Consider the following 20,835-nt stretch of genomic DNA (forward strand, 5'->3'; position numbering starts at 1 on the left):
ACAAGGGCAACGACATCGAGCGGTTCTACCGCTACGGCCTGATGGCCAACCCGAACCTCCGGATCTACAAGCCGTGGCTCGACACCGACTTCGTCGAGGAGCTCGGCGGCCGCCACGAGATGAGCCAGTGGCTCACCGAGCGCAAGCTGCCGTACCGCGACTCGCAGGAGAAGGCGTACTCGACCGACGCCAACATCTGGGGCGCCACCCACGAGGCGAAGACCCTCGAGCATCTCGACCACGGCCTGGACGTCGTCGAGCCGATCATGGGTGTCGCCGCCTGGCGCGACGATGTCGAGGTGGCCACCGAAGAGGTCACCCTGCGCTTCGAGCAGGGCCGCCCGGTCGCCATCAACGGCGAGACCTTCGAGTCCGCCGTCGACCTGGTGCTCAAGGCCAACGAGATCGGCGGCCGCCACGGACTGGGCGTCTCCGACCAGATCGAGAACCGCATCATCGAGGCCAAGTCGCGCGGCATCTACGAGGCGCCCGGCATGGCGCTGCTGCACATCGGCTACGAGCGCCTGGTGAACGCGATCCACAACGAGGACACCGTCGCCAACTACCACAACGAGGGTCGCCGTCTCGGCCGCCTGATGTACGAGGGCCGCTGGATGGACTCGCAGGCGCTGATGCTGCGCGAGGCCCTGGTCCGCTGGGTCGCCTCGGCGATCACCGGTGAGGTCACCGTACGGCTGCGCCGCGGCGACGACTACCACTTCCTCAACACCACCGGCCCGAGCCTGTCGTACCACCCGGACAAGCTGTCCATGGAGCGCGTCGGCGACGCCGCCTTCGGCCCGGCCGACCGCATCGGTCAGCTGACCATGCGCAACCTGGACATCGCCGATTCGCGGGCCCGCCTCGAGCAGTACGCGGCCCTGGGCATCGTCGGCGGCGCCACCGCCGACCTGGTCGGCGAGCTGTCCTCCGGCGGCGCGCAGGCGATCGTCGGCGGCGAGCCGGAAGATGCCGGCGAGGTGGTCCTGGACCGCGCCGCCATCGACTCCGGCGTCGACTAGACACTCGGCTCGACGACGACGGCCCGCCCCCTCGCTGGGGGCGGGCCGTCGCGCATCGGGGGCGACTGAAACCGCCGCAGTCCGGTCGAACGGTGCGTCTACTCAGCCGAGCACGTCGCCGTGGCCGTTGCGACGGCACCAGCTGATCAGGTACCTCGCGTGGAGGCCGCACCAGCGGTAGACGGCGCCCTGCGAGAGCGGGAGGTCTTCATCGTGCTCGTCGCGGGCCAGCATGATCGGCCCCAGATAGTGGCTGGTCACTTTGTTGGCGGTGCTCGGGGACACCTTCGCGATGCGGGCGAGCGAGGCGTTGTCGGTGGCGTTGCCGGCAGCGATCGCTCCCGCCAGCCGGCCCGCCGTCTGCCCACGGCGATCACCGAACAGCTCGTATAGCGGTATCCGGGTCGGGACGGGTGCGGGCGTCGGCCGCAACCGCCGGCCCAGCGCCGCAGCGCGGAGCGCATCGACGATGGCGTTGAGGCCGTCGGACTTGGGGATCACGCCGAAGACCTCGGGACGAAGCCGGGCTTCCTCGAGGTGGTCGATCTCCATGCTGTGCCCCTGAGACGCCAGCAGTACCGGCGCAGGCCGGTCGGCATCACGCAGCCGATCGATCACGTCGAGACCGTCGAACCGCCACTCCAGCTCGGGCCGGTTCCAGATCAAGTCGGCGGCGACCACGTCGTAGCGGACCGTGCCCGAGATCATCCGCGTCAGCTCCTCGTCGCTGGTGGCCACGGACACGGTGACGTCGTCGAAGGCGGCTTGCAGCGGTCCGGAGATCACCTTGCCGAGGGGCGAGGCGATGAGAATGCGCAGACCGGTAGCCATCTGTCGCACAGTAGCCGCGCCGGCATGGAATGTGTAATCACGCATGCAGAATCGTCCGGCATGCAGTTTGCAGCAGGAAACGGGCTGAGGACTGACGTAATCCCTGCTGATTCGCGCTCCGGCGTCGCCCAAACTGATGAAGGGCGCCGCTCCGCCGACTCACCGGTGACCGGGCGCCGGAGAAGCCGGAGAAGAGGAACAGTGTCGAAGCCCGAGACGGTGGCCAAGAACAAGGTGGTGGGGATCGTCGCCGAGCACGACCTGACGGACAGCGCCCTGACCGCATTCGTCCGGAGTCTGGGCTATCCGGCCGTCATCATCGAGGTGGACGATCCGCCGGCCCCGCTGCCGGCCCCGCTCGGCGCCGTGATCGTACGGACGAGCGGGCGCCTCGCCCGGGCGGTCGCCGACTCCCGCTGTGCCGGAGCAGAGTTCGCCGTCGTCGAATCCGTCGATTCGGTCGGCACCCGGTATCCCGGCACGACGGTGATTCCCGCGACGAACTGTGCGGTGCGTCGTCTCGTGGAGTTCCTCGAAGGTGTTCTCGGAGTGGCCGAGCGGCCCGATGCGATCTCGCTGAGTCCCCGGGAGCGCGAAGTGCTGGCGACCTATGTGCAGGGCGCCACGGTCGCGCAGACCGCCGAGGAGCATCTCGTGGCCACCTGCACGGTGCGCACGCACTACCGACGTGTCACCGACCGCTACAACGCCGCCGGCCGGAAGGTGGCGAACAAGAGCCAACTGCTGTTGCAGATGGTCGCAGACGGCTGGATCCGTCTGCCGGATGGCGGGCCCGCGTCAGCTGAGGGGTCTGACGCGGGCACCGCGCCATCGATGTGGGGATGATGAGGACTCACACGGCCGGTTCCGGGTCACCCGCCGGCCCGGGTGCTCCGCCGCGCCAGCGCCATCCCGATCAGCGGGAACAGCAGCACCGAGAGCATGCCACCGCCCACCAGCACCGCCGATTCGGTACTGGAGATCAGCTCTTCCTCCACCCCGATGGCGGTGACGACGACGATGATCGGCAGACCCGTCGCCCCGAGCAGACCAACGGCGAACCGCTCCCGCCAACCGGCGCCTTCCGGCGCGGCGAGCATCACCGGCAGCCCGCGGATCACCAGCAGCGCGACGGTCATGGCCGGCACCAGCAACAGGGTCAGCGGTGCGTCGAGCAGCGCCCGCAGATCGAACTTCACCCCGGTGGCGACGAAGAACACCGGAATCAGGAAACCGAACGCCAGCCCCTCGATCTTGCTCTCCACCGCATGCTGAGTCGCCGGACTCGCATCGCGCATCAGCATCTGCCACACCACACCGGCGGCGAAGGCGCCGAGCAGCATGTCGACGTCGAGCACCAGACTCAGCACGATCAGCGCGAACAGGATCGCCATCACCAGCCGCACCGCGAACTGCCCACTGGTGTGCAGAGTGGACTCGACGAAGCGGTGCAGCCGGCCGTGCGGCAGGCGTTGCGAATGCCAGATCAGCACTGCCGCGATCACCAGGAAGACCGTCAGTACCGCCAAGGCCCCGCCGGGCTCACGACTGCCGAGCAGCAGCGAGATCGCCACGATCGGCCCGAACTCGCCGACCGCGCCCACCGCGCTGACCGACAAGCCGAACGGCTGCTTGAGGACGCCGGCATCCCGCAGCACCGGTAGCAGGGTGCCGAGCGCCGTCGAACACAGACAGATACCGACGATCACCGCGCCGAGACCGGGGGCGATCAACAGTCCGGCCGCGATACCCAGGCCGAGACTGAGGAACCAGCCGAACCAGGCGCGCCGGCCGGTCCGGCCCTGCAGCGCCGACAGCTGAATCTCGCTGCCGGCCATGAAGAAGAGCATCGCCACGCCCAGATCGGCCAGCATGTCCAGGAACTCGGTGACCTGCACCAGACCGAAGACGGCCGGGCCGAACAGGATGCCCAGCAGCAGTTCAAAGACCATCACCGGAACCGGCAGCCACCGGCGGATCAGCCGGGCCAGGATCGGTGCCGCAACCACCAGGAGTGGCACCAGCAGCAGGGTCATATGCGACGCGGTCACCAGCTGAATCTAGCCGCGTGCGGTCCAGATCGTCCCCATCGACGCTCGCCTCGCCCGAAGAGGGCACGGTGCCGCGCTGAGGGGACGATCTTTCCAGCGCCGGAGGTGATCCGTCGGCGCGGACCAGCCGCTCGCCCGACAGCGGCTTCAGACGGACAGCGGCTTCAGACGACAATGGCCCCTCCCGATCGGAATCGGGAGGGGCAACTGTCAGGTCAAGCGAACCGGGGCTGAATCATTCGGCACCGGGAGCCTGCATCGGGCTGAGACTAGTCAGCGCCGACGATGAAGGCCTCGAGCTGCCGACGCGCGGTGTCGTCGGCGATCTGCTTGGGCGGGCTCTTCATCAGGTAGGCCGAGGCCGGCAGGATCGGGCCACCGAGGCCGCGGTCCTTGGCGATCTTGGCGGCGCGCACGGCGTCGATGATGATGCCGGCCGAGTTCGGGGAGTCCCAGACCTCGAGCTTGTACTCCAGGTTCAGCGGGGCGTCGCCGAAGGCGCGGCCCTCGAGGCGCACGTACGCCCACTTGCGGTCGTCGAGCCACTGGACGTAGTCCGACGGGCCGATGTGCACGTTCTTGTCGTAGACCTTGCCGGCCAGCGGGCCGTCCAGGATCGAGGTGACGGCCTGGGTCTTGGAGACCTTCTTGGACTCCAGACGCTCGCGCTCGAGCATGTTCTTGAAGTCCATGTTGCCGCCGACGTTCAGCTGGTAGGTGCGGTCCAGCTCCACGCCGCGGTCCTCGAACAGCTTCGCCATGACGCGGTGCGTGATGGTGGCGCCGACCTGGCTCTTGATGTCGTCGCCGACGATCGGGACGCCGGCGTCGGCGAACTTCTTGGCCCAGACCGGGTCCGAAGCGATGAAGACGGGGAGTGCGTTGACGAAGGCGACGTTCGCGTCGATGCAGCACTGCGCGTAGAACTTGTCGGCCTGCTCCGAACCCACCGGGAGGTAGCTGACGAGCACGTCGACGTTGAGGTCCTTGAGGGTCTGGACCATGTCCACGCCCTCGCCGTCGGCCTCGGTGATGGTCTCGCGGTAGTACTTGCCGAGGCCGTCGAGGGTGTGGCCGCGCTGAACGGTCACGTTCAGCGGCGGCACGTCAGCGATCTTGATGGTGTTGTTCTCGCTGTTGTTGATCGCCTCGGAGAGGTCGAAGCCGACCTTCTTCGCGTCGACGTCGAACGCGGCGACGAACTCGACGTCGCGAACGTGGTAGTCGCCGAACTTGACGTGCATCAGACCGGGAACGGTCGCGCTCTCGTCGGCATCCTTGTAGTAGTGCACGCCCTGAACCAAGGATGAGGCGCAGTTACCCACGCCAACGATGGCCACGCGCACTTTGTTGGTTTCACCCATGGTCGGGATCTCCTTCTTGTTGCAGCGGTACGGCGGGTTGCTGTACCGCCGAGTTGTTACTTCCGTCGTCCCGAGCGGCCGTCTCCGGCTCCGCGGGGCGATGATCTGGGGCGCCGACCGAGCCCGAGGCTTCGTCGGCGATCAATTTGTTCAGCCACTGGACCTCGCGCTCGGAGGTCTCGAGGCTGAGCTCGTGCATCTGGCGCGTGTAGTACTGATCGGTGGACCGCGTGGTCCGGCCGATCAGATCGCGTAGACCCTCGCGACGCTCCTCCACCTGACGGCGGCGACCTTCCAGAATCCGCATCCGGGCGACGGCGGGCGTGCGGCTGAAGAACGCCAGGTGCACGCCGAAGCCGTCGTCGGTGTAGTTCTGCGGGCCGGTGTCGGCGACGAGTTCGGCGAAGCGCTCTTCGCCTGTCTTCGTCAGCCGGTAGACGCGGCGCGCGCGGCGCACCTTGACGGCGGTGAAGGTCTCGGGTTCGTCCTCGACGATCAGACCGTCGGTCTGCATGCGCTTGAGGGTCGGGTATAGCGATCCGTACGAGAACGCGCGGAACGCCCCGAGGAGGCCGGTGAGCCGCTTGCGCAGCTCGTACCCGTGCATGGGCGATTCGAGAAGAAGGCCGAGCACTGCCATTTCGAGCATGTCGCGACCCCCTTTCGATGCGTTATCGCGCCAAGATGCAACTACCAATGTATCGCATCGATATAAACCGACCGCAACCGATCAGTAGCCTCCGCGGGTTGATTTCCATCACACGGCGAGTCCCGCTCGACGCCCGTCTACGCTGAAGGCGTGCACCGGCAGATCGTGGACTTCGCACTCGCGCGACGCGAGTGTCTGTCGCGTGTGCGGACCGGCCGTACCCCGCTGTCGGCCGTGTGCGATGCCGACCCGTACCTCCTGCGCGCGGCCAAGTTCCACGGCAAGACCACCGACGAGGTGTGCCCGGTCTGCCGAAAAGAGCAGGTCACCTTGGTTTCGTGGGTTTTCGGCGAGCATCTCGGTCGAGTGAACGGTTCCGCGCGGTCAGCGGCGGAGATCCAGACCCTCGACGGAGCCGCCAGGGAGTTCAGCGTTCACGTGGTCGAGGTGTGTCGCACCTGTCGTTGGAACTATCTGGTGCAGTCGTTCGTTGCCGGGTTGCCCGAGGGCGTCGGACATCGACCCCGCCGGGTTGCCAAGTGAACTGACAGACTTGGCTGCATCGCAGCCATGCGGCACAGTTGAGTGATTCAGTCGTCCGTGCGAGAGCGCAGAGAAGTAGGTGAGCGATGACCAGCAGTAAAGGTGCTGCGCCGTCGAACAAGTCGACGCCGGTCAAGGTCGCAGCGTGGGTGCTGGGACTTTTTGCTGGAGCAGTACCGCTGGTGGCTGTTGCTCTGGTGGTGGCATTTCTCTTCACTTACCTGACCGTTGACGTACCGTCGCCCGGCGACCTGAAGCAGAACCAGGTCGCCACCATCATGAACAGCAAGGGCGGCACGATCGCCAAGATCGTTCCCCCCGAGGGCAATCGCACCGACGTCAAGTACGAGGACATTCCGCAGCCGATGATCGATGCGGTCAAGGCCGCGGAGGACCGCGACTTCGACTCCAACGCCGGTTTCTCGACGAGTGGGTTCTCCCGCGCGGTGCTCGGCAAGGTCTTCAACCGAGAAGGCGCAGGCGGCGGTTCGACGATCACCCAGCAGTACGTGAAGAAGGCGATCGTCGGCGACGAGGTCAGCTACAAGCGCAAGTTCAAGGAACTCGCGATCGCCACCAAGATGTCCCGCCAGTGGTCCAAGGAAGAGATCATGGCGGCGTACCTCAACACCATCTACTTCGGCCGTGGCGCCTACGGGGTCGACGCCGCCGCTAAGGCCTACTTCAACGTGCCGTTGAAGAAGCTGACCGTGTCGCAGGCCGCCCTGCTGGCCGGGGTCATTCGCGGTCCGTCGATCTACGATCCGGCCGTCAACCCCGACCTCGCCGTTAGCCGCTGGAACTACGTCCTGGACGGCATGGTCGCGACCGGGGCGCTGAGCCAGGCCGACCGTGACGCGCAGAAGTTCCCCAAGATCGCGAAGATCAAGGACGATTCCGCCACCGTGAACGAGGGCCCGAACGGGCTCATCAAGCGTCAGGTGCTGGCTGAGCTCGAGGAGTTGGGTATCTCCGAGCAGGAGGTGCAGACCTCGGGTCTCAAGGTGACCACCTCGATCGACCCCAAGGTGCAGAAGTCGATCGTCGCGGCGTCCCGCGGCAAGCTGGAGGGCGAGCCGAAGCAGCTGCGGACCGCGACCGTCGCGGTGAACCCGCAGACGGGCGGCGTCGCAGGCTACTACGGCGGCGAGGACGCAACGGGCTGGGACTACGCTTCCGCGGGTCTGCAGACCGGTTCGATCTTCAAGGTGTTCGCGCTGGTGGCCGGTCTGGAACAGGACATCCCGCTGTCGCAGCAGTACAGCTCCGCGCCGTACGAGGGCCCGGGCGGTCTGACCGTCGAGAACTCCGACGGCGAGACCTGCGGCACGTGCAACCTCGCGACCGCTCTCAAGATGTCGCTGAACACGGTGTTCTACCGCCTGATGATGGACCTCAACGGCAAGGCCGATGCCGTCGCCGACACCGCTCATCGGCTCGGTATCGCCGAGAGCTTCGGCGACATCGAGAAGACCCTGCAGGAGAGCAACGGTCATTCCGAGGGCGGCGTCGTGCTCGGTCAGTACCCGTCGCGCGTGCTCGACATGGCGTCGGCGTACGCCACGCTGGCGGCGTCGGGCATCTACCGCAAGCCGTTCTTCGTGCAGAAGGTGGAGAACTCCACCGGCGACGTGCTGTTCGAGCGCGAGAAGCAGGAGGGCAAGCGGGTCGTCTCGGCTGCCGTCGCGGACAACGTGACGGCGGCCATGGAGCCGATCGCCGCCTACTCGAACGGCAACTCGCTCTACGACTCCAGCTACGGCGCTCGTCCGTCGGCCGCCAAGACCGGTACCGCTCAGCTCGGTGACACCGGCGAGAACAAGGACGCCTGGATGGCCGGCTACACGCCGCAGCTCTCGATGGCGACCTGGGTCGGCACCGACAAGGGCACGGCGCTCCGCACTTACTCGGGCGCGTCGATCTACGGCGGCGGACTGCCCGCGCAGATCTGGAAGACCGCGATGGACGGCGCGCTGGAAGGGGACCCGATCGAAGAGTTCCCGACTCCGGAAGCCGTCGGTGGACAGGCGGGCGTGCCTTACGAGCCGCCGCCGACCACCTACACCCCGACCGAGACCCGGAACCAGACGCCGTCGCGCACGCGCCCGCGCCTGCCCGGAACCAACGAGAACGGCGACGTGGTGATCGCGCCCGGCGTCACGATTCCGATCGGCGGCGACGACGGCGACGATCCGGGCACCACCGAGAACGGCGACACCGGCGAGACCATCGAGCCGGAGTACCCCGGAAACTCGGGTAACGACGGCAACAACGGGCAGCCCGGACGCAGGCCTTCCGACCAGCCGATGCTGGCCCCGTCGGAACCGGTGCCGACGACCTAGTGGCAGCGGGCGACGCACCACCCGGCGGGGTGGAATCTGGCAGCGGGGTGGAATCCGGGATGGGGCTGCCGCCGATGGAATCGCCGGAACCGCTCTCGGCGGATCTGCGGTCGGAGATCGATCGCGTGCTGCCGTCGCGGGCCAGTGCCCAACTCCTGACCGCCAGCGAGACGATCGGCGGTCCGGTCGGCGTGCACGCGATCGTCGGCCGCAGTCGGTTGTGGACGCCGCTGCGGGTGGTGTTCCTGCTGGCCCTGGTCGGATTGTCGATCGGCTGGTTCGGCAAGGCCGGCTGCATCCAGCAGGCACCGGTCGAGGACTCGCCGGGCGACGTGCGCCTCAACTGGGACAACCAGCGGCAGTTCGTCGGACTCTGCTATTCGGACCTGATCGCGTCGTACGACGGAAACAAGTTGACGCCCGGCGACATCGCTGCCGGCGCCTTCCCGTATCGGACCTTCTGGATGACGAAGGACGAGAACGGCGAAGAGGTCAAGACCTACCTCGAACAACCGGCGCTCACCGGACTCTTCATGTACGCCAACGCGCAGGCCGCGCGCGCCTGGGCGTGGTTCGCGGATGCCGTCGGGCTGCCCGCGACGCTCGACGCCGTCAATTACTTCAATATCAGCGCGCTGGTGCTGTCGCTGTTCTGGCTGCTCGCAGTCTGGGCGACGATGATGACCGATCGTCGGCGGATGTGGCTGGGCGCGTTGATGGCGCTCTCGCCGCTGCTGATGTTCCACGCGTTCACCGCGACCGACGTCCTCGGCATCTCGATGCTGGCCGTCGCGATGCTGTTCTGGAGTCGGGGTCGACCCGGCTGGACCGGCGTTTTCGTGGGTCTCGGTGCCGCGGCCGCGGTGTATCCCTTGCTGGTGCTGCCCGCGATTGCGGTGCTGTGCGTCCGGCAGCGCCGGCTGCGCGACCTCGCGATCGTCGCGGCCACGACCGTCGGCGCCTGGGCTGTGGTGAACGTGCCGCTGCTGGTGATGTACCCCTCGGGGTGGAGCGCGGCGTACCGGGCCTGGCGCGACCGCGGCGTCGAACCGGACACCCTGTACCGGCTGATCTCGCTGGCCACCGGGTGGAACCCGACGACGGGACTGCTCAACGCCCTTGTGCTTCTACTGCTGGTGGCGGTGATCGCCGTGGTGGTCTACGTCGGCTTGCGGGCCACGGTGGCACCGACCCTCTCGCAGCTGATGTTCCTGCTGGTTGCCGGGTTCCTGCTGTTCGGGAAGGAATGGACACCGCAGTCATCGCTGTGGTTGGTGCCGCTCGCGGTGCTCGCCGTGCCGTACCCGCGCGCCGTGCTGGCCTGGATGGTGTTCGACGCCCTCATCTGGATTCCCCGGATGGGTCTGTTCCTCGACGCCGAGCGCAAGTGGGTGCCGCCGGAGTTCTTCTACGCGGTCAACACGTTGCGGGGCGCCGTGCTGGTCGGTCTGTGCGCGGTGGTCGTGTGGCAGCTGGTGCGTCGCGACGACGATGAACAAGAAGCGGGCAGGCTGATGCGCTCGCCCGCGACCGGCGCGTCGGCCACCTGAGCGGTCTCCTCGCCGCGACCTGATCAGACGGGCGCAAGCCGATCCTCGAGCCGCTCCCGCGAGGCGGGCCAGTCGTCGTCGACGATCGCGTACTGGGCCGTGGTTCGCCAGCCGCCGCGGAAGCGGCGATGCTTGCGGAGTTCGCCTTCGTAGACCGCGCCGAGCTTGGCGATCGCCGCGCGCGACCGCGCGTTCTGGACATGGGTGTGCCACACCACGCGGACGGCGTCGCAGACGGTGAAGGCGTAGTCGCACAGCAGCAGTTTGGCGGCCGGATTCACCGCGGTGCCCATGGTTGCGGGGCCGTAGAAGGTGTACCCGATCGCCAGGGAGCGGCTCGCTTCGTCCACTTCGTAGAAGCTGGTGGACCCCACGAGCCGGCCGTCGGCGTCGAGCACGGCGAATGCCACCCGATGCGGATCGGCCAGCGCCGTGCGAATCCATGCGAGTGCGGAGTCGGTGTCGTGGGGGACGCCGGTGGTCCACTGGTAGAGGTCGGGCTCGCCGGCCACCGTGCCCAGCGCCTCGGCGTCGGCCAGTGCGAGCGGACGCAGCGTCACCTGCTGATTCGCGAGGGTCGGAGAGCCCAGCCAGGCAGCCGCACCCGAACTGTCGGCCTGCGCGAGCCGAGTGAGCGGTCCCGGGGGCGGCAGGGTGCCCGACAGATACGACGCCAGCGGTTCGCGCGGTCGGGCGTTCACGAAGGCCACGATCAGGACGAGCAGGACGATCGCATGGACCCAGACGCCGAAGTTCACGCCGACGAGCACCCACGTCCGGGTGGTCGCGGAGTAGTTGAGCAGGAGGTGGAAGATCGTCAGATCGAGGACCAGATCGGCCAGCAGATACAGCGCGATCAGCCACCACCGGACCCGCAGCAGTACGAAGAACGGCAGTATCCAGAGGGTGTACTGCGGGGAGTGCACTTTGTGAAACACCATGAAGCCCGCCAGCATCGCCGCGCTGACGCCCAGCCACGGGAACACCCCATCGCGCTGGTAGGCCCGCCAGCCCAGGAAACACGCCACCGCGAATGACACGATGATCAGCAGCGGCGACGCCACGTCGACGATGCTCGCGTAGGCGGGCGTCTCGCCGCCGGTCAGGAAACGCAGGCCCCAGTAGTAGATGGAGTTGGTCGAGAGGTTGGCCTCGCGTTTGGTCTGGAAGTCGATCGCAGCCTTCCATCCCTCGAAGCCGGCGATCATGAACGGCAGCTGTGTCGCCGCCACCGTCACGATGGCCGAGAGCGCCACGTAGCCGGCGCCCAGCCAGTCCAGGGCGCGGGGCCGATCGGCCCCGCGACGGTCGGCTGCTTCGCCGCGCGTCAGGACATAGAGCATCAGCGGCAGCACGAACAGGCCCGGGTAGATCTTCAGGGAGAAGCCGATGCCGAGGGGGATCGCCGCGACGATCGCGGTGGTCCGCACCGACCAGCGCCGCACTCCGGTGGTCGGGTCGGCCGAGCAGCCCCACGCCATCACGGCGATGCCTGCGACGGCCGCACAGACCACCGGGAGCTCCCAGTTGTGCAGGGCGTACAGCGCGATCGGCGGGGTCGCGGCCCACAGCAGCACCCACCAGCGGGTCAGCAACGCCAGCAGGATGGTCGTGATGAAGGCGAACGGTGCTAGCACCAGGAGGCTGTGCCAGAGGAACTCGCCGTCGGTGTCGGCGCCCAGAGCACTGAACCACATGATCAGTCCCGACAGCACCGGGTACTCCACCACGCCGCCGAACAGGTTGCCGTCGGGGGTGATGCCGCCGTGGATGTAGGGGAAGACGTGCTCCGACAGTCCGCGACCGTGCCACATGGTGAACAGATCCGAGTAGCAGGGCACCACGTCGTAGCGGCCGCCGAACAGCCATTCGCGCTTGGCGCCGGGTTCGGTCGTCGTGCAGCCGACCTTGGTCGCGAAGGCGATGGCCGACGACGCCGCGGTGAACAGCATCGCGGTGACGAGGATCAGAGTGGCTTCACCGAAGTGAAGGCGCTTGCCCTGGAGGGCATTGCGGGCCGAAGGCATGCGACGAGCGTAGTGCAGGCCGCACCGGACCGCGGCGGAGGCGCGTCGGTGATTTCCCAGGTCACCGGCGGTCATGTATCTTGGACAGGTTGCCGACGCAGGCGACCCTCCTGTCACGGAACGTCCGTGACCGAAAGCCCATAGGAGGTGATGTGGTCTTATGCGTCATTACGAACTGATGGTGATCCTCGATCCGAGCTTGGACGAACGCACCGTCGCCCCATCCCTGGATACCTTCCTCAACGTTGTTCGCAACGATGGCGGCAAGGTGGACGACGTCGAGATCTGGGGCAAGCGCCGCTTGGCCTACGAGATCGCGAAGCACAGCGAGGGCATCTACGCCGTCGTTCAGCTGAACGCGACTCCGGCGACCGTGAGCGAGCTCGACCGTCAGCTGAAGCTGAACGAGTCGGTGCTTCGTACCAAGGTCCTGCGCAAGTAATCCACAGGCCCGAGGGGTCGCTGTGGATAGAGTCGCTGACTTTGTCAGCGAGCACACATAGGGTGGTGTCAAACCACTCCAGGTGCGCACTCGATGCAGCGTTTCTCGACACGATTAGGGAGTCTCATGACGGACACGGTCATCACGGTCGTCGGAAATCTGACCGCCGACCCGGAACTGCGATTCACCGCATCCGGTGCTCCGGTCGCCAATTTCACGGTGGCCTCCACTCCGCGGACGTTCGATCGTCAGACCAATGAGTGGAAGGACGGCGAAGCGCTGTTCCTCCGCTGCAGCATCTGGCGCGACGCCGCAGAGAATGTGACCGAGTCGCTCGTCAAGGGCACCCGAGTCGTGGTTCAGGGCAAGCTCAAGCAGCGGTCGTACGAAACCCGTGAAGGGGAGAAGCGCACCGTTGTGGAGCTCGAAGTGGACGAGATCGGTCCCTCGCTTCGATACGCGACCGCCAAGGTCACTCGCACCCCCCGTGGGGGAGGCGGCGGTGGCAACTTCGGCGGAAACTCGGGCGGCGGATACGGCGGCAATCAGGGTGGCGGAAACTCCGGCGGTGGCTACGGCGCACCGCAGGGCCGCCCCCAGCAGCCGGCGAGCCAGCCGGCCGACGACCCGTGGGGCAGTGCGCCCGCAGCGGGCGGCGGCTTCGGTGGCGGGGACGACGAACCACCTTTCTGATTCCGGGCTGCTACCCGGAGACCATTAACTGGAGCAATTCATGGCAAAGCAAAAGGGCCGCAAGCCCCGCGTGGAGAAGGTCACGAAGGCCAAGGCCTGCACCTTCTGCAAGGACACCAAAAAGAACAAGAAGGTCGAGATCGACTACAAGGACACCGCGCTGCTGCGTCGTTTCCTGTCGGACCGCGGCAAGATCCGCTCGCGTCGGGTCACCGGTAACTGCGTGCAGCACCAGCGCGACGTCGCTGTGGCTGTGAAGAACTCGCGTGAGGTGGCTCTGCTGCCGTTCACGTCGACCGGACGCTGAGCGGGAAGGGACACAGAACAATGAAGCTGATCCTCACCGCCGCTGTTGAGAACCTCGGAGAAGCCGGCGACACCGTCGAGGTGCGCGATGGCTACGGCCGCAACTTCCTGCTGCCCCGCGGCCTGGCGATTGTCGCCACCCGCGGTGCCATGAAGCAGGTCGACGGCATCCGTCGTTCGCAGGAGGCTCGTGCCGTGCGCGACCTCGACCACGCCAACGAGATCAAGCAGGCCATCGAAGGCCTCGAGAACGTCTCGCTGACCGTCAAGACCCACGACTCGGGCAAGCTGTTCGGCTCGGTCTCGGCCGCTGACGTCGCAGGCGCCATCCGCGCTGCAGGCGGCCCGGCCGTCGACAAGCGCAACGTGGAGCTGCCGAAGGGCCACATCAAGGCACTCGGCGACTACCCGGTCATCGTCAAGCTGCACCCGAAGGTCGAGGCCAAGCTGAGCCTCACCGTCGCCAGCTGACGCTCGACGCACTGCGCAACGGAGCCGGTCACCCTCTCGGGTGACCGGCTCCGTTGTCGTTCCGTGATTCCAGTCGTTTCGGTGACTGCAGTCGGGTCCGTGGCTGGTGCCGGGTTGCTGAGTGCGGGCGCCTAGGAGCCCGTCAGGCCAGTCACCATCAGTCGGAACATCTTGTCGATGGTCTCGGGAATCGACGTCTTCAGCCCGGGCGGCCACTTGGCGATCTGCTCGGAGGTGTGGAAGACGAACAGGTGCAGAGTGTGGGCGTCGATGTCGTTGCGGATCTCACCTGAGGCGACGGCGTCGGCGACGAGTCGCTCCCAGAGGTTCGAGACGGCCTCCATCTCCGGGCGCAGGCGCTCGCGCATCTCCGCGGGTAGTTCGCGGTAGCTCCGGATGTGTGCGGGGGAGACCGCACCCAACTCCATGCGCGTGGTCATGAAGGCCCGCATGGCGGCGAAGAGTCGCTGGCCTGCCGTGGCGTCGTCGGAGAGCGATGCCAACGACTCGAGTACTGCGGCGTGCACCGCATGCGTCGCACCCGCGAGGGCTTCCTCCACCAACTGCTCTTTGGAGTCGAAGTGGTAGTACAGGCTGCCCGCCTGCATGCCCGCGGCTTCAGCGATCGTCGACAGGCGGGTGTGTTGGTAGCCGTTCTCGGCGAGGACCTTGGCCGCAGCGTCGATGATCCGGGCGCGTGTCGCCTCGGACTTGGCGCCTCGTGCCCGGGGTGGTTCGGCTCCAGGGGATTGGGCGGCAGGGCTGGTCGCGGACATGGGACTCCTCCGTCGCGTCTGTTGCCCTAAATCTACCGTCTCGTTAGAAAATTAGGGAGCGACGGGTCGACGGCGCGTTGCGGTGCGGGTGAATCAGGCGCGCGAGCGTGGATTGCGGTCGTGCGCGCGGTCGCCCTTCGGATACATGAAGGTGTGCGATCCTCGGCTGACCTTGAAACCGCGATTCCAGTTTCGGCAGACCACGACGCCTCGGCGGGGCACCGCGCAGGTCACGTCGGCCACGGTGATTCGGGTACCGGCGTGCAGTGTCGGCGCGCGGAACGGGCTCACCGGCCCCAACTGGAAGGTGGTGCCCGGGCGCACCCAGTACGGCCCCTGCTGCTCGCCGGCGATGGCGACGCCGATCACGCCGGGCGGTGCCGTGCGCGGCTTGCCCTTGCACGCGGTGGCACCCGGCTGCGGACCGATCTGGCACAGCCAGCCGTCAGCTCGGAAGAAGTGTCGCCCGCGGTTCGCGTACGAGATCGATCGGTACTTGTCCGGGTTCACCGGCTGCATGCGCGCCAGATCGAAGTCCGACGACCGTGGCGCGGCGTTGGCCGCCCCGGTGGTGCCCGGCAGGAGGACCGCGACGAGCGCAGCGACGACAACGACTATGAGGGCGCTCGCTCGCGCCGAACCTGATGCTCGCACGCACCCATTTCAGCATGTCGTCGTGCCGCGTTGGCGTTCTTGGGCGGATCCGCCGGTTGTCGCGGCGACCGGCGGGGTGTGACGGGGAGTACGACCTCCGATCGCTCATCGAAATGTGACAGCGGCGTGGCGCAAGCCAACACGCCGAACAGCTGGCAATTAATCCTCTGTGGATTGCGTCAACAGGGTCCTACCTGCGGTGACGGGGATAAACCCCGGAGATTTCCCCAGCGCATCCACAGGACTGTTCACATCGTTTCCTGGGATGTCCACAGTTGTCCACACCGGATCAACAGTGTTGTCCACAGGGGGTGTTTGGCAGCGCCGGTCCCCTCGCCCTAACCTTTCTGATAGGTGCGGTTTCCCGAAGGGGAACCGCGTTGTTGGACTGATGGACTCAGGGGGTATGTGCGTGGCTATCGAAGCCGATCTCGGTCGCGAACCGGATCTGCCACCGGAGCCTCCGACGGAGGAGTTCGGGCGACAGCCACCCCAGGATCAGCAGGCGGAGCAGTCGGTGCTCGGCGGCATGATGCTCTCGAAGGACGCCATCGCCGATGTCCTGGAGCGCATCCGTCCCGGTGACTTCTACAAGCCCGCCCACCAGGCGGTCTACGACGCGATCCTCGAACTCTACGGACGCGGTGAGCCCGCCGACGCGATCACCGTCGCCGCGGAACTCGAGCGCAAGGGCGAGCTGCGCAAGATCGGCGGCGCACCGTACCTGCACACCCTGATCTCCACGGTCCCGACCGCCGCGAACGCCGGCTTCTACGCCGAGATCGTCGGCGAGAAGTCGATCCTCCGTCGGCTCGTCGAAGCAGGCACCCGCATCGTCCAGTACGGCTACGCCGGAGCTGATGGCCAGGATGTCGCCGAAGTGGTCGACCGTGCGCAGGCGGAGATCTACGAGGTCACCGAGCGTCGGACCACCGAGGACTACGTTGCGCTGGAAGAACTCCTGCAGCCCACGCTGGACGAACTGGACTCGATCGCGTCGCGCGGTGGCATCTCACTCGGCGTGCCCACCGGCTTCCACGACCTCGACGAGCTCACCAACGGTCTGCACCCCGGCCAGATGATCATCGTGGCCGCACGCCCCGGCGTCGGCAAGGCGCTCTCGCTCGAGACCCCACTCGCCACGCCGACCGGCTGGACCACCATGGGCCGCATCGCCAAGGGCGACCACCTGCTGGGTCCCGACGGGCGGCCGACCACCGTCGTGGCCACCACCGAGGTGATGACCCGTCGTCCCTGCTACCAGCTGGAGTTCGACGACGGCGCCGTGATCGTCGCCGACGAACAGCACCAGTGGTCGGTCGAGATCGACGGCGAGCAGCGCATCGTCACCACCGACGAGATGCAGCTGTACGGCGGTCGTGCCAACGTTGCCAACACCAAGCCGCTGGAGCTGCCGTACCGGCCGCTCGCGTACGGCCCGTACACCGTGGGCGCCCTCGCGGGCATGGCCTACGACGACCCGGAGATCGGCGCGCGGATCGAAGCCGAGGGTCCCGTCGACGTGATGACGCTGATGACCGACCTCGGCGGTCGGATCCCGCACGAGTACCTGCGCGGTTCGGTCTCCCAGCGGCGCGCGCTGCTGGCGGGCATCCTGGATTCGCGCGCGCGAATCGACGACGACGGCTGGATCACCGTTCCCGCCGCCACCAACCACATGTCGTCAGTGGTCGGCGACCTCGCCGCCGGGCTCGGCTACAGCTTCCGTCGTGCCAGCAGCGGCTGGATTCGGCTCAACGCGCCCGACGCGGTCTTCACCGTCTTCGACAAAGCGCAGCGGCACAAGGAACTGCGCGGCAGCGTGCGTTCGCGGCGCGTGGTGTCGGTCCGCGCAGTCCCGAGCGTCCCGGTCCGCTGCGTCGAGGTCGACAACATCAGCCACCTGTACCTCGCCGGCGAGGCGATGGTCCCGACGCACAACTCCACCCTCGCGATGGACTGGCTGCGCTCGGCGTCGATTCACCACGGCCTCACCTCGGCCATGTTCTCGTTGGAGATGAGCAAGACCGAGATCGTCATGCGCCTGCTGTCGGCGGAGGCGAAGGTCAAGCTCGGCGACATGCGGTCGGGAAAGATGTCCGACGACGACTGGAGCCGTCTGGCACGCCGCATGGGCGAGATCACCGAGGCGCCGCTGTTCATCGACGACTCCCCGAACCTCACCATGATGGAGATCCGGGCAAAGGCCCGTCGCCTGAAGCAGAAGCACGACCTCAAGCTCGTGGTGATCGACTACATGCAGCTGATGACGTCGGGCAAGAAGGTCGAGTCGCGACAGCAGGAGGTCTCGGAGTTCTCCCGCTCGATCAAGCTGCTGGCCAAGGAACTCGAAGTCCCCGTGGTCGCGATCAGTCAGCTGAACCGTGGTCCGGAGCAGCGCACCGACAAGCGTCCGCAGGTCTCTGACCTGCGCGAGTCGGGCTGCCTGCCGGCTTCGACGCGGATCCTGCGTGCTGACAACGGCGCCGAGGTGACCTTTGGTGAGTTGCTGGCCTCGGGTGAGCAGCCGCTGGTGTGGTCGTTGGACGATCGGATGCGGATGGTCGCGCGCCCGATGGTCAAGGTCTTCCCGAGCGGACGGAAGGAAGTGTTCCGGCTGCGGTCGGCGTCTGGGCGTGTTGTCGAGGCGACGGCCAATCATCCGTTCCTGACGATCGATGGTTGGCAGTCCCTGGGCGACCTGTCCGTCGGCGATCGGGTCGCGGCACCGCGGGTGGTCCCGGAACCGAAGCAGACCGTCGCGATGACCGAAGCTCAGTTGGTGATGCTGGCGCACATGATCGGAGACGGGTCGTGCGTCAAGCGTCAGCCGATCCGCTATGCGAGCGTCGATCAGGAGAACCTGGCGGCTGTCACCGCCGCGGCAACAGAGTGGGGCGTCACCGCTGTTCGGGACGACTATCCCGCTGCCCGAGTCACCACGTTGCGGCTGCCTGCGCCGTACCACCTCACGCACGGCAGGCGTAACCCGATCGCGGTGTGGCTCGACGAGCTCGGACTCTTCGGGCGCAGTTACCAGAAGTTCGTCCCCGAAGCGGTGTTCGCATCGTCCAACCAACAGGTAGCGCTGTTCCTGCATCATCTGTGGGCCACTGACGGCTCGGTGCGGTGGGATGCCAAGGCGAAGCAGGCCCGTATCTACTACGCGACCACGTCGAGGCGCCTCGCCGATGATGTGTGCCAGTTGTTGGCGCGCCTGGGGATCTACGGTCGGATCATCCGGACAACCAAGGGCGGCTATCGCCCCTGCTGGCATGTGCAGGTGAGCGGCGCCGAGCAGCAGTTGGTCTTTCTGACCGGTGTCGGCGTTCATGGTGCGCGAGGCGCACAGGTCACCGAGTGCATCGAGCATCTCGCGGACGTCGTACCGAACACCAACGCGGACACGATTCCTGCGGAGGTGTGGGCCAAGGTCCGCGCGGTGTTGACCGACCGAGGAATGACCCATCGCGAGTTCTCTTCGGCGATGGGCTCGCAGTTCTGCGGTTCGGCGATGTGGAAGCGCTCGCCGAGCCGTGGACGCCTGGCTCGCGTCGCGCAGGTCCTCGACGATGCCGACATCGACATGCTGGCGACGAACGACGTCTACTGGGACCGGATCGTCGAGATCGAGAGCGTCGGCGTTCAGGACGTCTACGACGCGACCGTGCCCGGCACGCACAACTTCGTCGCGGACGGAATCGCCGTCCACAACAGCCTGGAGCAGGACGCGGATATGGTCATCCTGCTGCACCGACCCGACTCCATCGAGCGCGACGATCCCCGGGCCGGCGAGGCCGACATCATCGTGGGCAAGCACCGTAACGGCCCGACGGCCACGATCACGGTGGCCCATCAGTTGCATCTGTCTCGGTTCGTGGACATGGCGCGGGGCTAGTTGGTAGTAGCTGTGATTCTTGTAGATTCCGCCTGACTATTGTAAATTCCGCTGAGATTTGTCAGTATGCGACAGTCCTACCGGGCATATTCCACCCCATTTCAGTAAGAAGTTCCAGCGGAAACTGTCACAAACTTCAACGCTGCGGCAGACTCCAATAGCGATTCCTATGGCCACTACGCCCAAACTCAATCCCGAAGATTCGTCATTGTGCCATTAGAGGCCTCGGTTCCAACCCGAATACGTCGGAGTACCACCCGTCAAGAACCCTCGCGTGAAGCAGGGGTGGTCAACAGCGTGGCCAATCCCGGCGGCTCGCTCCTGCGCGGTGGTGAACGGACGAGGTCGTCGTGAGCGATCTGATCAAACCGGCCGCGGTCGGTGCAGTTCACTGGGCGTCCCGCCGCTGCCGCTGCGGCCTGGTCCGAGAGCCCTCGCTTCGCAAGAGAGACGCGGTTCGCACCATTCAGAGATACGGATAGTTCTTGTACTCGCCCAAGAAGCTCGCGACGCTCTCGAATCGATCCCAATCGTCACGGCCGTCGATGACTCCAGCCCAGAGAATCGCATTCTCCATAGGAGAGTAAATAATGGAGTCCGGAACAACCTCGAATGTACCGATCACGATATCGTCTTTGTGACGTCCATTCTCATCTATTTCATAATCTAGCAGGGACGTCCGTATGCTGCCTTCTGGACTCAACATCGTCAGCCCACTGCTACCTTCGGCATAGTAAATATGAGCAGTTCTAGTCACGCCCCAAAAATCATTCATCAATCCCGCTTGACAGGACAATGCTTTCTCCCAATCCTCAATCTCCCATCTAGAGGCTGGTGGTTCATACGCCGTAGTCCCAGTGAATCTGAAATCGCCGCTCGAAGAGTGCACGTTAGGAAATGAATCAAGGATTGCAAGGATGCTGTTAACCATAGAATCGGGACCAATCAATATGTAGTGCATGAATCTCTTTAGATAAGGGAATCATACTCTCAAACGAGTGTCTCCCTCCATACCCCAGTGGGGATGATGTGGTGAATCTCCCAATCTTTCCACGGATCAGAACCCGCGGGGGCCGGATGAGTCGGATAACCGGCTCTTCGTATCTCAGAGTGCGTTGATCCGGTCGGCGAGCTGACCGGAGTGCAGTAGCGACCGCAAGATGTAGTGGTCGAGGTTGCGGAAGCCTTGGGCGATCCCACGGAGATGCTCGAGCCG

General features: G+C 66.1%; 18 protein-coding genes. 10 read left to right on the plus strand and 8 right to left on the minus strand.

What is annotated here, in order from left to right; genetic code table 11:
• Nucleotides 1-1,022 (plus strand): argininosuccinate synthase (gene argG / locus GX543_RS10770; protein WP_290851890.1); only part of this gene is annotated, 1,022 nt, incomplete at its 5' end.
• A gap of 102 nt (nt 1,023-1,124) precedes the next feature.
• Here argG and GX543_RS10775 read toward each other — a convergent pair.
• Complete coding sequence (locus tag GX543_RS10775; protein ID WP_290851891.1) at nt 1,125-1,853, minus strand: response regulator; 729 nt, start codon at nt 1,851-1,853, stop codon at nt 1,125-1,127.
• A 201-nt stretch (nt 1,854-2,054) separates the two neighbouring features.
• Between GX543_RS10775 and GX543_RS10780 the strand changes: the two genes are divergently transcribed.
• A complete protein-coding gene (locus tag GX543_RS10780; RefSeq protein WP_290851892.1) occupies nt 2,055-2,699 on the plus strand; it encodes a LuxR C-terminal-related transcriptional regulator in 645 nt (214 codons plus the stop codon).
• A 26-nt stretch (nt 2,700-2,725) separates the two neighbouring features.
• Here GX543_RS10780 and GX543_RS10785 read toward each other — a convergent pair whose 3' ends face one another.
• The 3 genes from GX543_RS10785 to GX543_RS10795 all read right to left on the minus strand — a co-directional run bounded on the left by GX543_RS10785 (nt 2,726) and on the right by GX543_RS10795 (nt 5,917).
• Nucleotides 2,726-3,904: a cation:proton antiporter gene (locus tag GX543_RS10785; protein WP_290851893.1), complete on the minus strand. Its 1,179-nt coding sequence runs from the start codon at nt 3,902-3,904 to the stop codon at nt 2,726-2,728.
• A 269-nt stretch (nt 3,905-4,173) separates the two neighbouring features.
• Nucleotides 4,174-5,268 carry an inositol-3-phosphate synthase gene (locus tag GX543_RS10790; protein WP_290851895.1) on the minus strand — a complete coding sequence of 365 codons (1,095 nt, stop codon included), beginning with the start codon at nt 5,266-5,268 and terminating at the stop codon, nt 4,174-4,176.
• Nucleotides 5,261-5,917 (minus strand): PadR family transcriptional regulator, encoded by a 657-nt coding sequence (locus GX543_RS10795; protein ID WP_290851896.1) that lies wholly within the window; start codon nt 5,915-5,917, stop codon nt 5,261-5,263. The genes GX543_RS10790 and GX543_RS10795 overlap by 8 nt, the downstream gene beginning before the upstream one ends.
• Nucleotides 5,918-6,067: 150 nt before the next feature.
• Between GX543_RS10795 and GX543_RS10800 the strand changes: the two genes are divergently transcribed.
• From GX543_RS10800 to GX543_RS10810, 3 genes are all read left to right on the plus strand, one after another.
• Nucleotides 6,068-6,460 carry a DUF5318 family protein gene (locus tag GX543_RS10800; protein WP_290851898.1) on the plus strand — a complete coding sequence of 131 codons (393 nt, stop codon included), beginning with the start codon at nt 6,068-6,070 and terminating at the stop codon, nt 6,458-6,460.
• Nucleotides 6,461-6,546: 86 nt separating this feature from the next.
• A complete protein-coding gene (locus GX543_RS10805; protein ID WP_290851900.1) occupies nt 6,547-8,802 on the plus strand; it encodes a transglycosylase domain-containing protein in 2,256 nt (751 codons plus the stop codon).
• On the plus strand, nt 8,802-10,352 hold the full coding sequence (locus GX543_RS10810; RefSeq protein WP_290851901.1) for a glycosyltransferase 87 family protein: 1,551 nt from the start codon (nt 8,802-8,804) through the stop codon (nt 10,350-10,352). The genes GX543_RS10805 and GX543_RS10810 overlap by 1 nt, the downstream gene beginning before the upstream one ends.
• 23 nt (nt 10,353-10,375) lie before the next feature.
• Here the strand turns inward: GX543_RS10810 and GX543_RS10815 are convergent, their stop codons facing one another.
• Complete coding sequence (locus tag GX543_RS10815) at nt 10,376-12,379, minus strand: GNAT family N-acetyltransferase (RefSeq protein WP_290851903.1); 2,004 nt, start codon at nt 12,377-12,379, stop codon at nt 10,376-10,378.
• A 160-nt stretch (nt 12,380-12,539) separates the two neighbouring features.
• Between GX543_RS10815 and rpsF the strand changes: the two genes are divergently transcribed.
• The 4 genes from rpsF to rplI all read left to right on the plus strand — a co-directional run bounded on the left by rpsF (nt 12,540) and on the right by rplI (nt 14,291).
• Nucleotides 12,540-12,821 (plus strand): 30S ribosomal protein S6, encoded by a 282-nt coding sequence (gene rpsF, locus GX543_RS10820; protein WP_290851904.1) that lies wholly within the window; start codon nt 12,540-12,542, stop codon nt 12,819-12,821.
• A gap of 126 nt (nt 12,822-12,947) precedes the next feature.
• The gene (locus tag GX543_RS10825) at nt 12,948-13,514 is read left to right on the plus strand and encodes a single-stranded DNA-binding protein (RefSeq protein WP_290851905.1); all 567 of its coding nucleotides are present in this window, start codon (nt 12,948-12,950) and stop codon (nt 13,512-13,514) included.
• Nucleotides 13,515-13,554: 40 nt separating this feature from the next.
• The gene (gene rpsR, locus GX543_RS10830) at nt 13,555-13,821 is read left to right on the plus strand and encodes a 30S ribosomal protein S18 (RefSeq protein ID WP_290851906.1); all 267 of its coding nucleotides are present in this window, start codon (nt 13,555-13,557) and stop codon (nt 13,819-13,821) included.
• A 20-nt stretch (nt 13,822-13,841) separates the two neighbouring features.
• Complete coding sequence (rplI, locus tag GX543_RS10835; protein WP_290851907.1) at nt 13,842-14,291, plus strand: 50S ribosomal protein L9; 450 nt, start codon at nt 13,842-13,844, stop codon at nt 14,289-14,291.
• Nucleotides 14,292-14,422: 131 nt separating this feature from the next.
• Here the strand turns inward: rplI and GX543_RS10840 are convergent, their stop codons facing one another.
• A complete protein-coding gene (locus GX543_RS10840) occupies nt 14,423-15,067 on the minus strand; it encodes a TetR/AcrR family transcriptional regulator (protein ID WP_290851908.1) in 645 nt (214 codons plus the stop codon).
• Between the two features lie 93 nt (nt 15,068-15,160).
• Entirely contained in the window at nt 15,161-15,721 is a 561-nt protein-coding gene (locus GX543_RS10845; RefSeq protein ID WP_290851909.1) for a hypothetical protein, read from the minus strand.
• A 412-nt stretch (nt 15,722-16,133) separates the two neighbouring features.
• On the opposite strand from GX543_RS10845, the gene GX543_RS10850 reads away from it, so the two are divergent.
• Nucleotides 16,134-19,619: a replicative DNA helicase gene (locus GX543_RS10850; protein ID WP_290851910.1), complete on the plus strand. Its 3,486-nt coding sequence runs from the start codon at nt 16,134-16,136 to the stop codon at nt 19,617-19,619.
• A gap of 466 nt (nt 19,620-20,085) precedes the next feature.
• Here GX543_RS10850 and GX543_RS10855 read toward each other — a convergent pair whose 3' ends face one another.
• Nucleotides 20,086-20,550, minus strand: coding sequence for a hypothetical protein (locus tag GX543_RS10855; RefSeq protein WP_290851912.1), 465 nt, complete (start codon nt 20,548-20,550; stop codon nt 20,086-20,088).
• Nucleotides 20,551-20,835: the final 285 nt, after the last annotated feature.

The sequence above is a fragment of the Gordonia sp. (in: high G+C Gram-positive bacteria) genome, from assembly GCF_012515855.1.
GTDB lineage: Bacteria > Actinomycetota > Actinomycetes > Mycobacteriales > Mycobacteriaceae > Gordonia.

Bases quoted from the DNA above. Each gene is read 5' to 3' on its own strand.
- GX543_RS10775 (WP_290851891.1), bottom strand. From the start codon at position 1,853: ATGGCTACCGGTCTGCGCATTCTCATCGCCTCGCCCCTCGGCAAGGTG.
- GX543_RS10790 (WP_290851895.1), bottom strand. From the start codon at position 5,268: ATGGGTGAAACCAACAAAGTGCGCGTGGCCATCGTTGGCGTGGGTAAC.
- GX543_RS10795 (WP_290851896.1), bottom strand. From the start codon at position 5,917: ATGCTCGAAATGGCAGTGCTCGGCCTTCTTCTCGAATCGCCCATGCAC.
- GX543_RS10805 (WP_290851900.1), top strand. From the start codon at position 6,547: ATGACCAGCAGTAAAGGTGCTGCGCCGTCGAACAAGTCGACGCCGGTC.
- GX543_RS10815 (WP_290851903.1), bottom strand. From the start codon at position 12,379: ATGCCTTCGGCCCGCAATGCCCTCCAGGGCAAGCGCCTTCACTTCGGT.
- rpsF (WP_290851904.1), top strand. From the start codon at position 12,540: ATGCGTCATTACGAACTGATGGTGATCCTCGATCCGAGCTTGGACGAA.
- GX543_RS10825 (WP_290851905.1), top strand. From the start codon at position 12,948: ATGACGGACACGGTCATCACGGTCGTCGGAAATCTGACCGCCGACCCG.
- rpsR (WP_290851906.1), top strand. From the start codon at position 13,555: ATGGCAAAGCAAAAGGGCCGCAAGCCCCGCGTGGAGAAGGTCACGAAG.
- rplI (WP_290851907.1), top strand. From the start codon at position 13,842: ATGAAGCTGATCCTCACCGCCGCTGTTGAGAACCTCGGAGAAGCCGGC.
- GX543_RS10840 (WP_290851908.1), bottom strand. From the start codon at position 15,067: ATGTCCGCGACCAGCCCTGCCGCCCAATCCCCTGGAGCCGAACCACCC.
- GX543_RS10855 (WP_290851912.1), bottom strand. From the start codon at position 20,550: ATGGTTAACAGCATCCTTGCAATCCTTGATTCATTTCCTAACGTGCAC.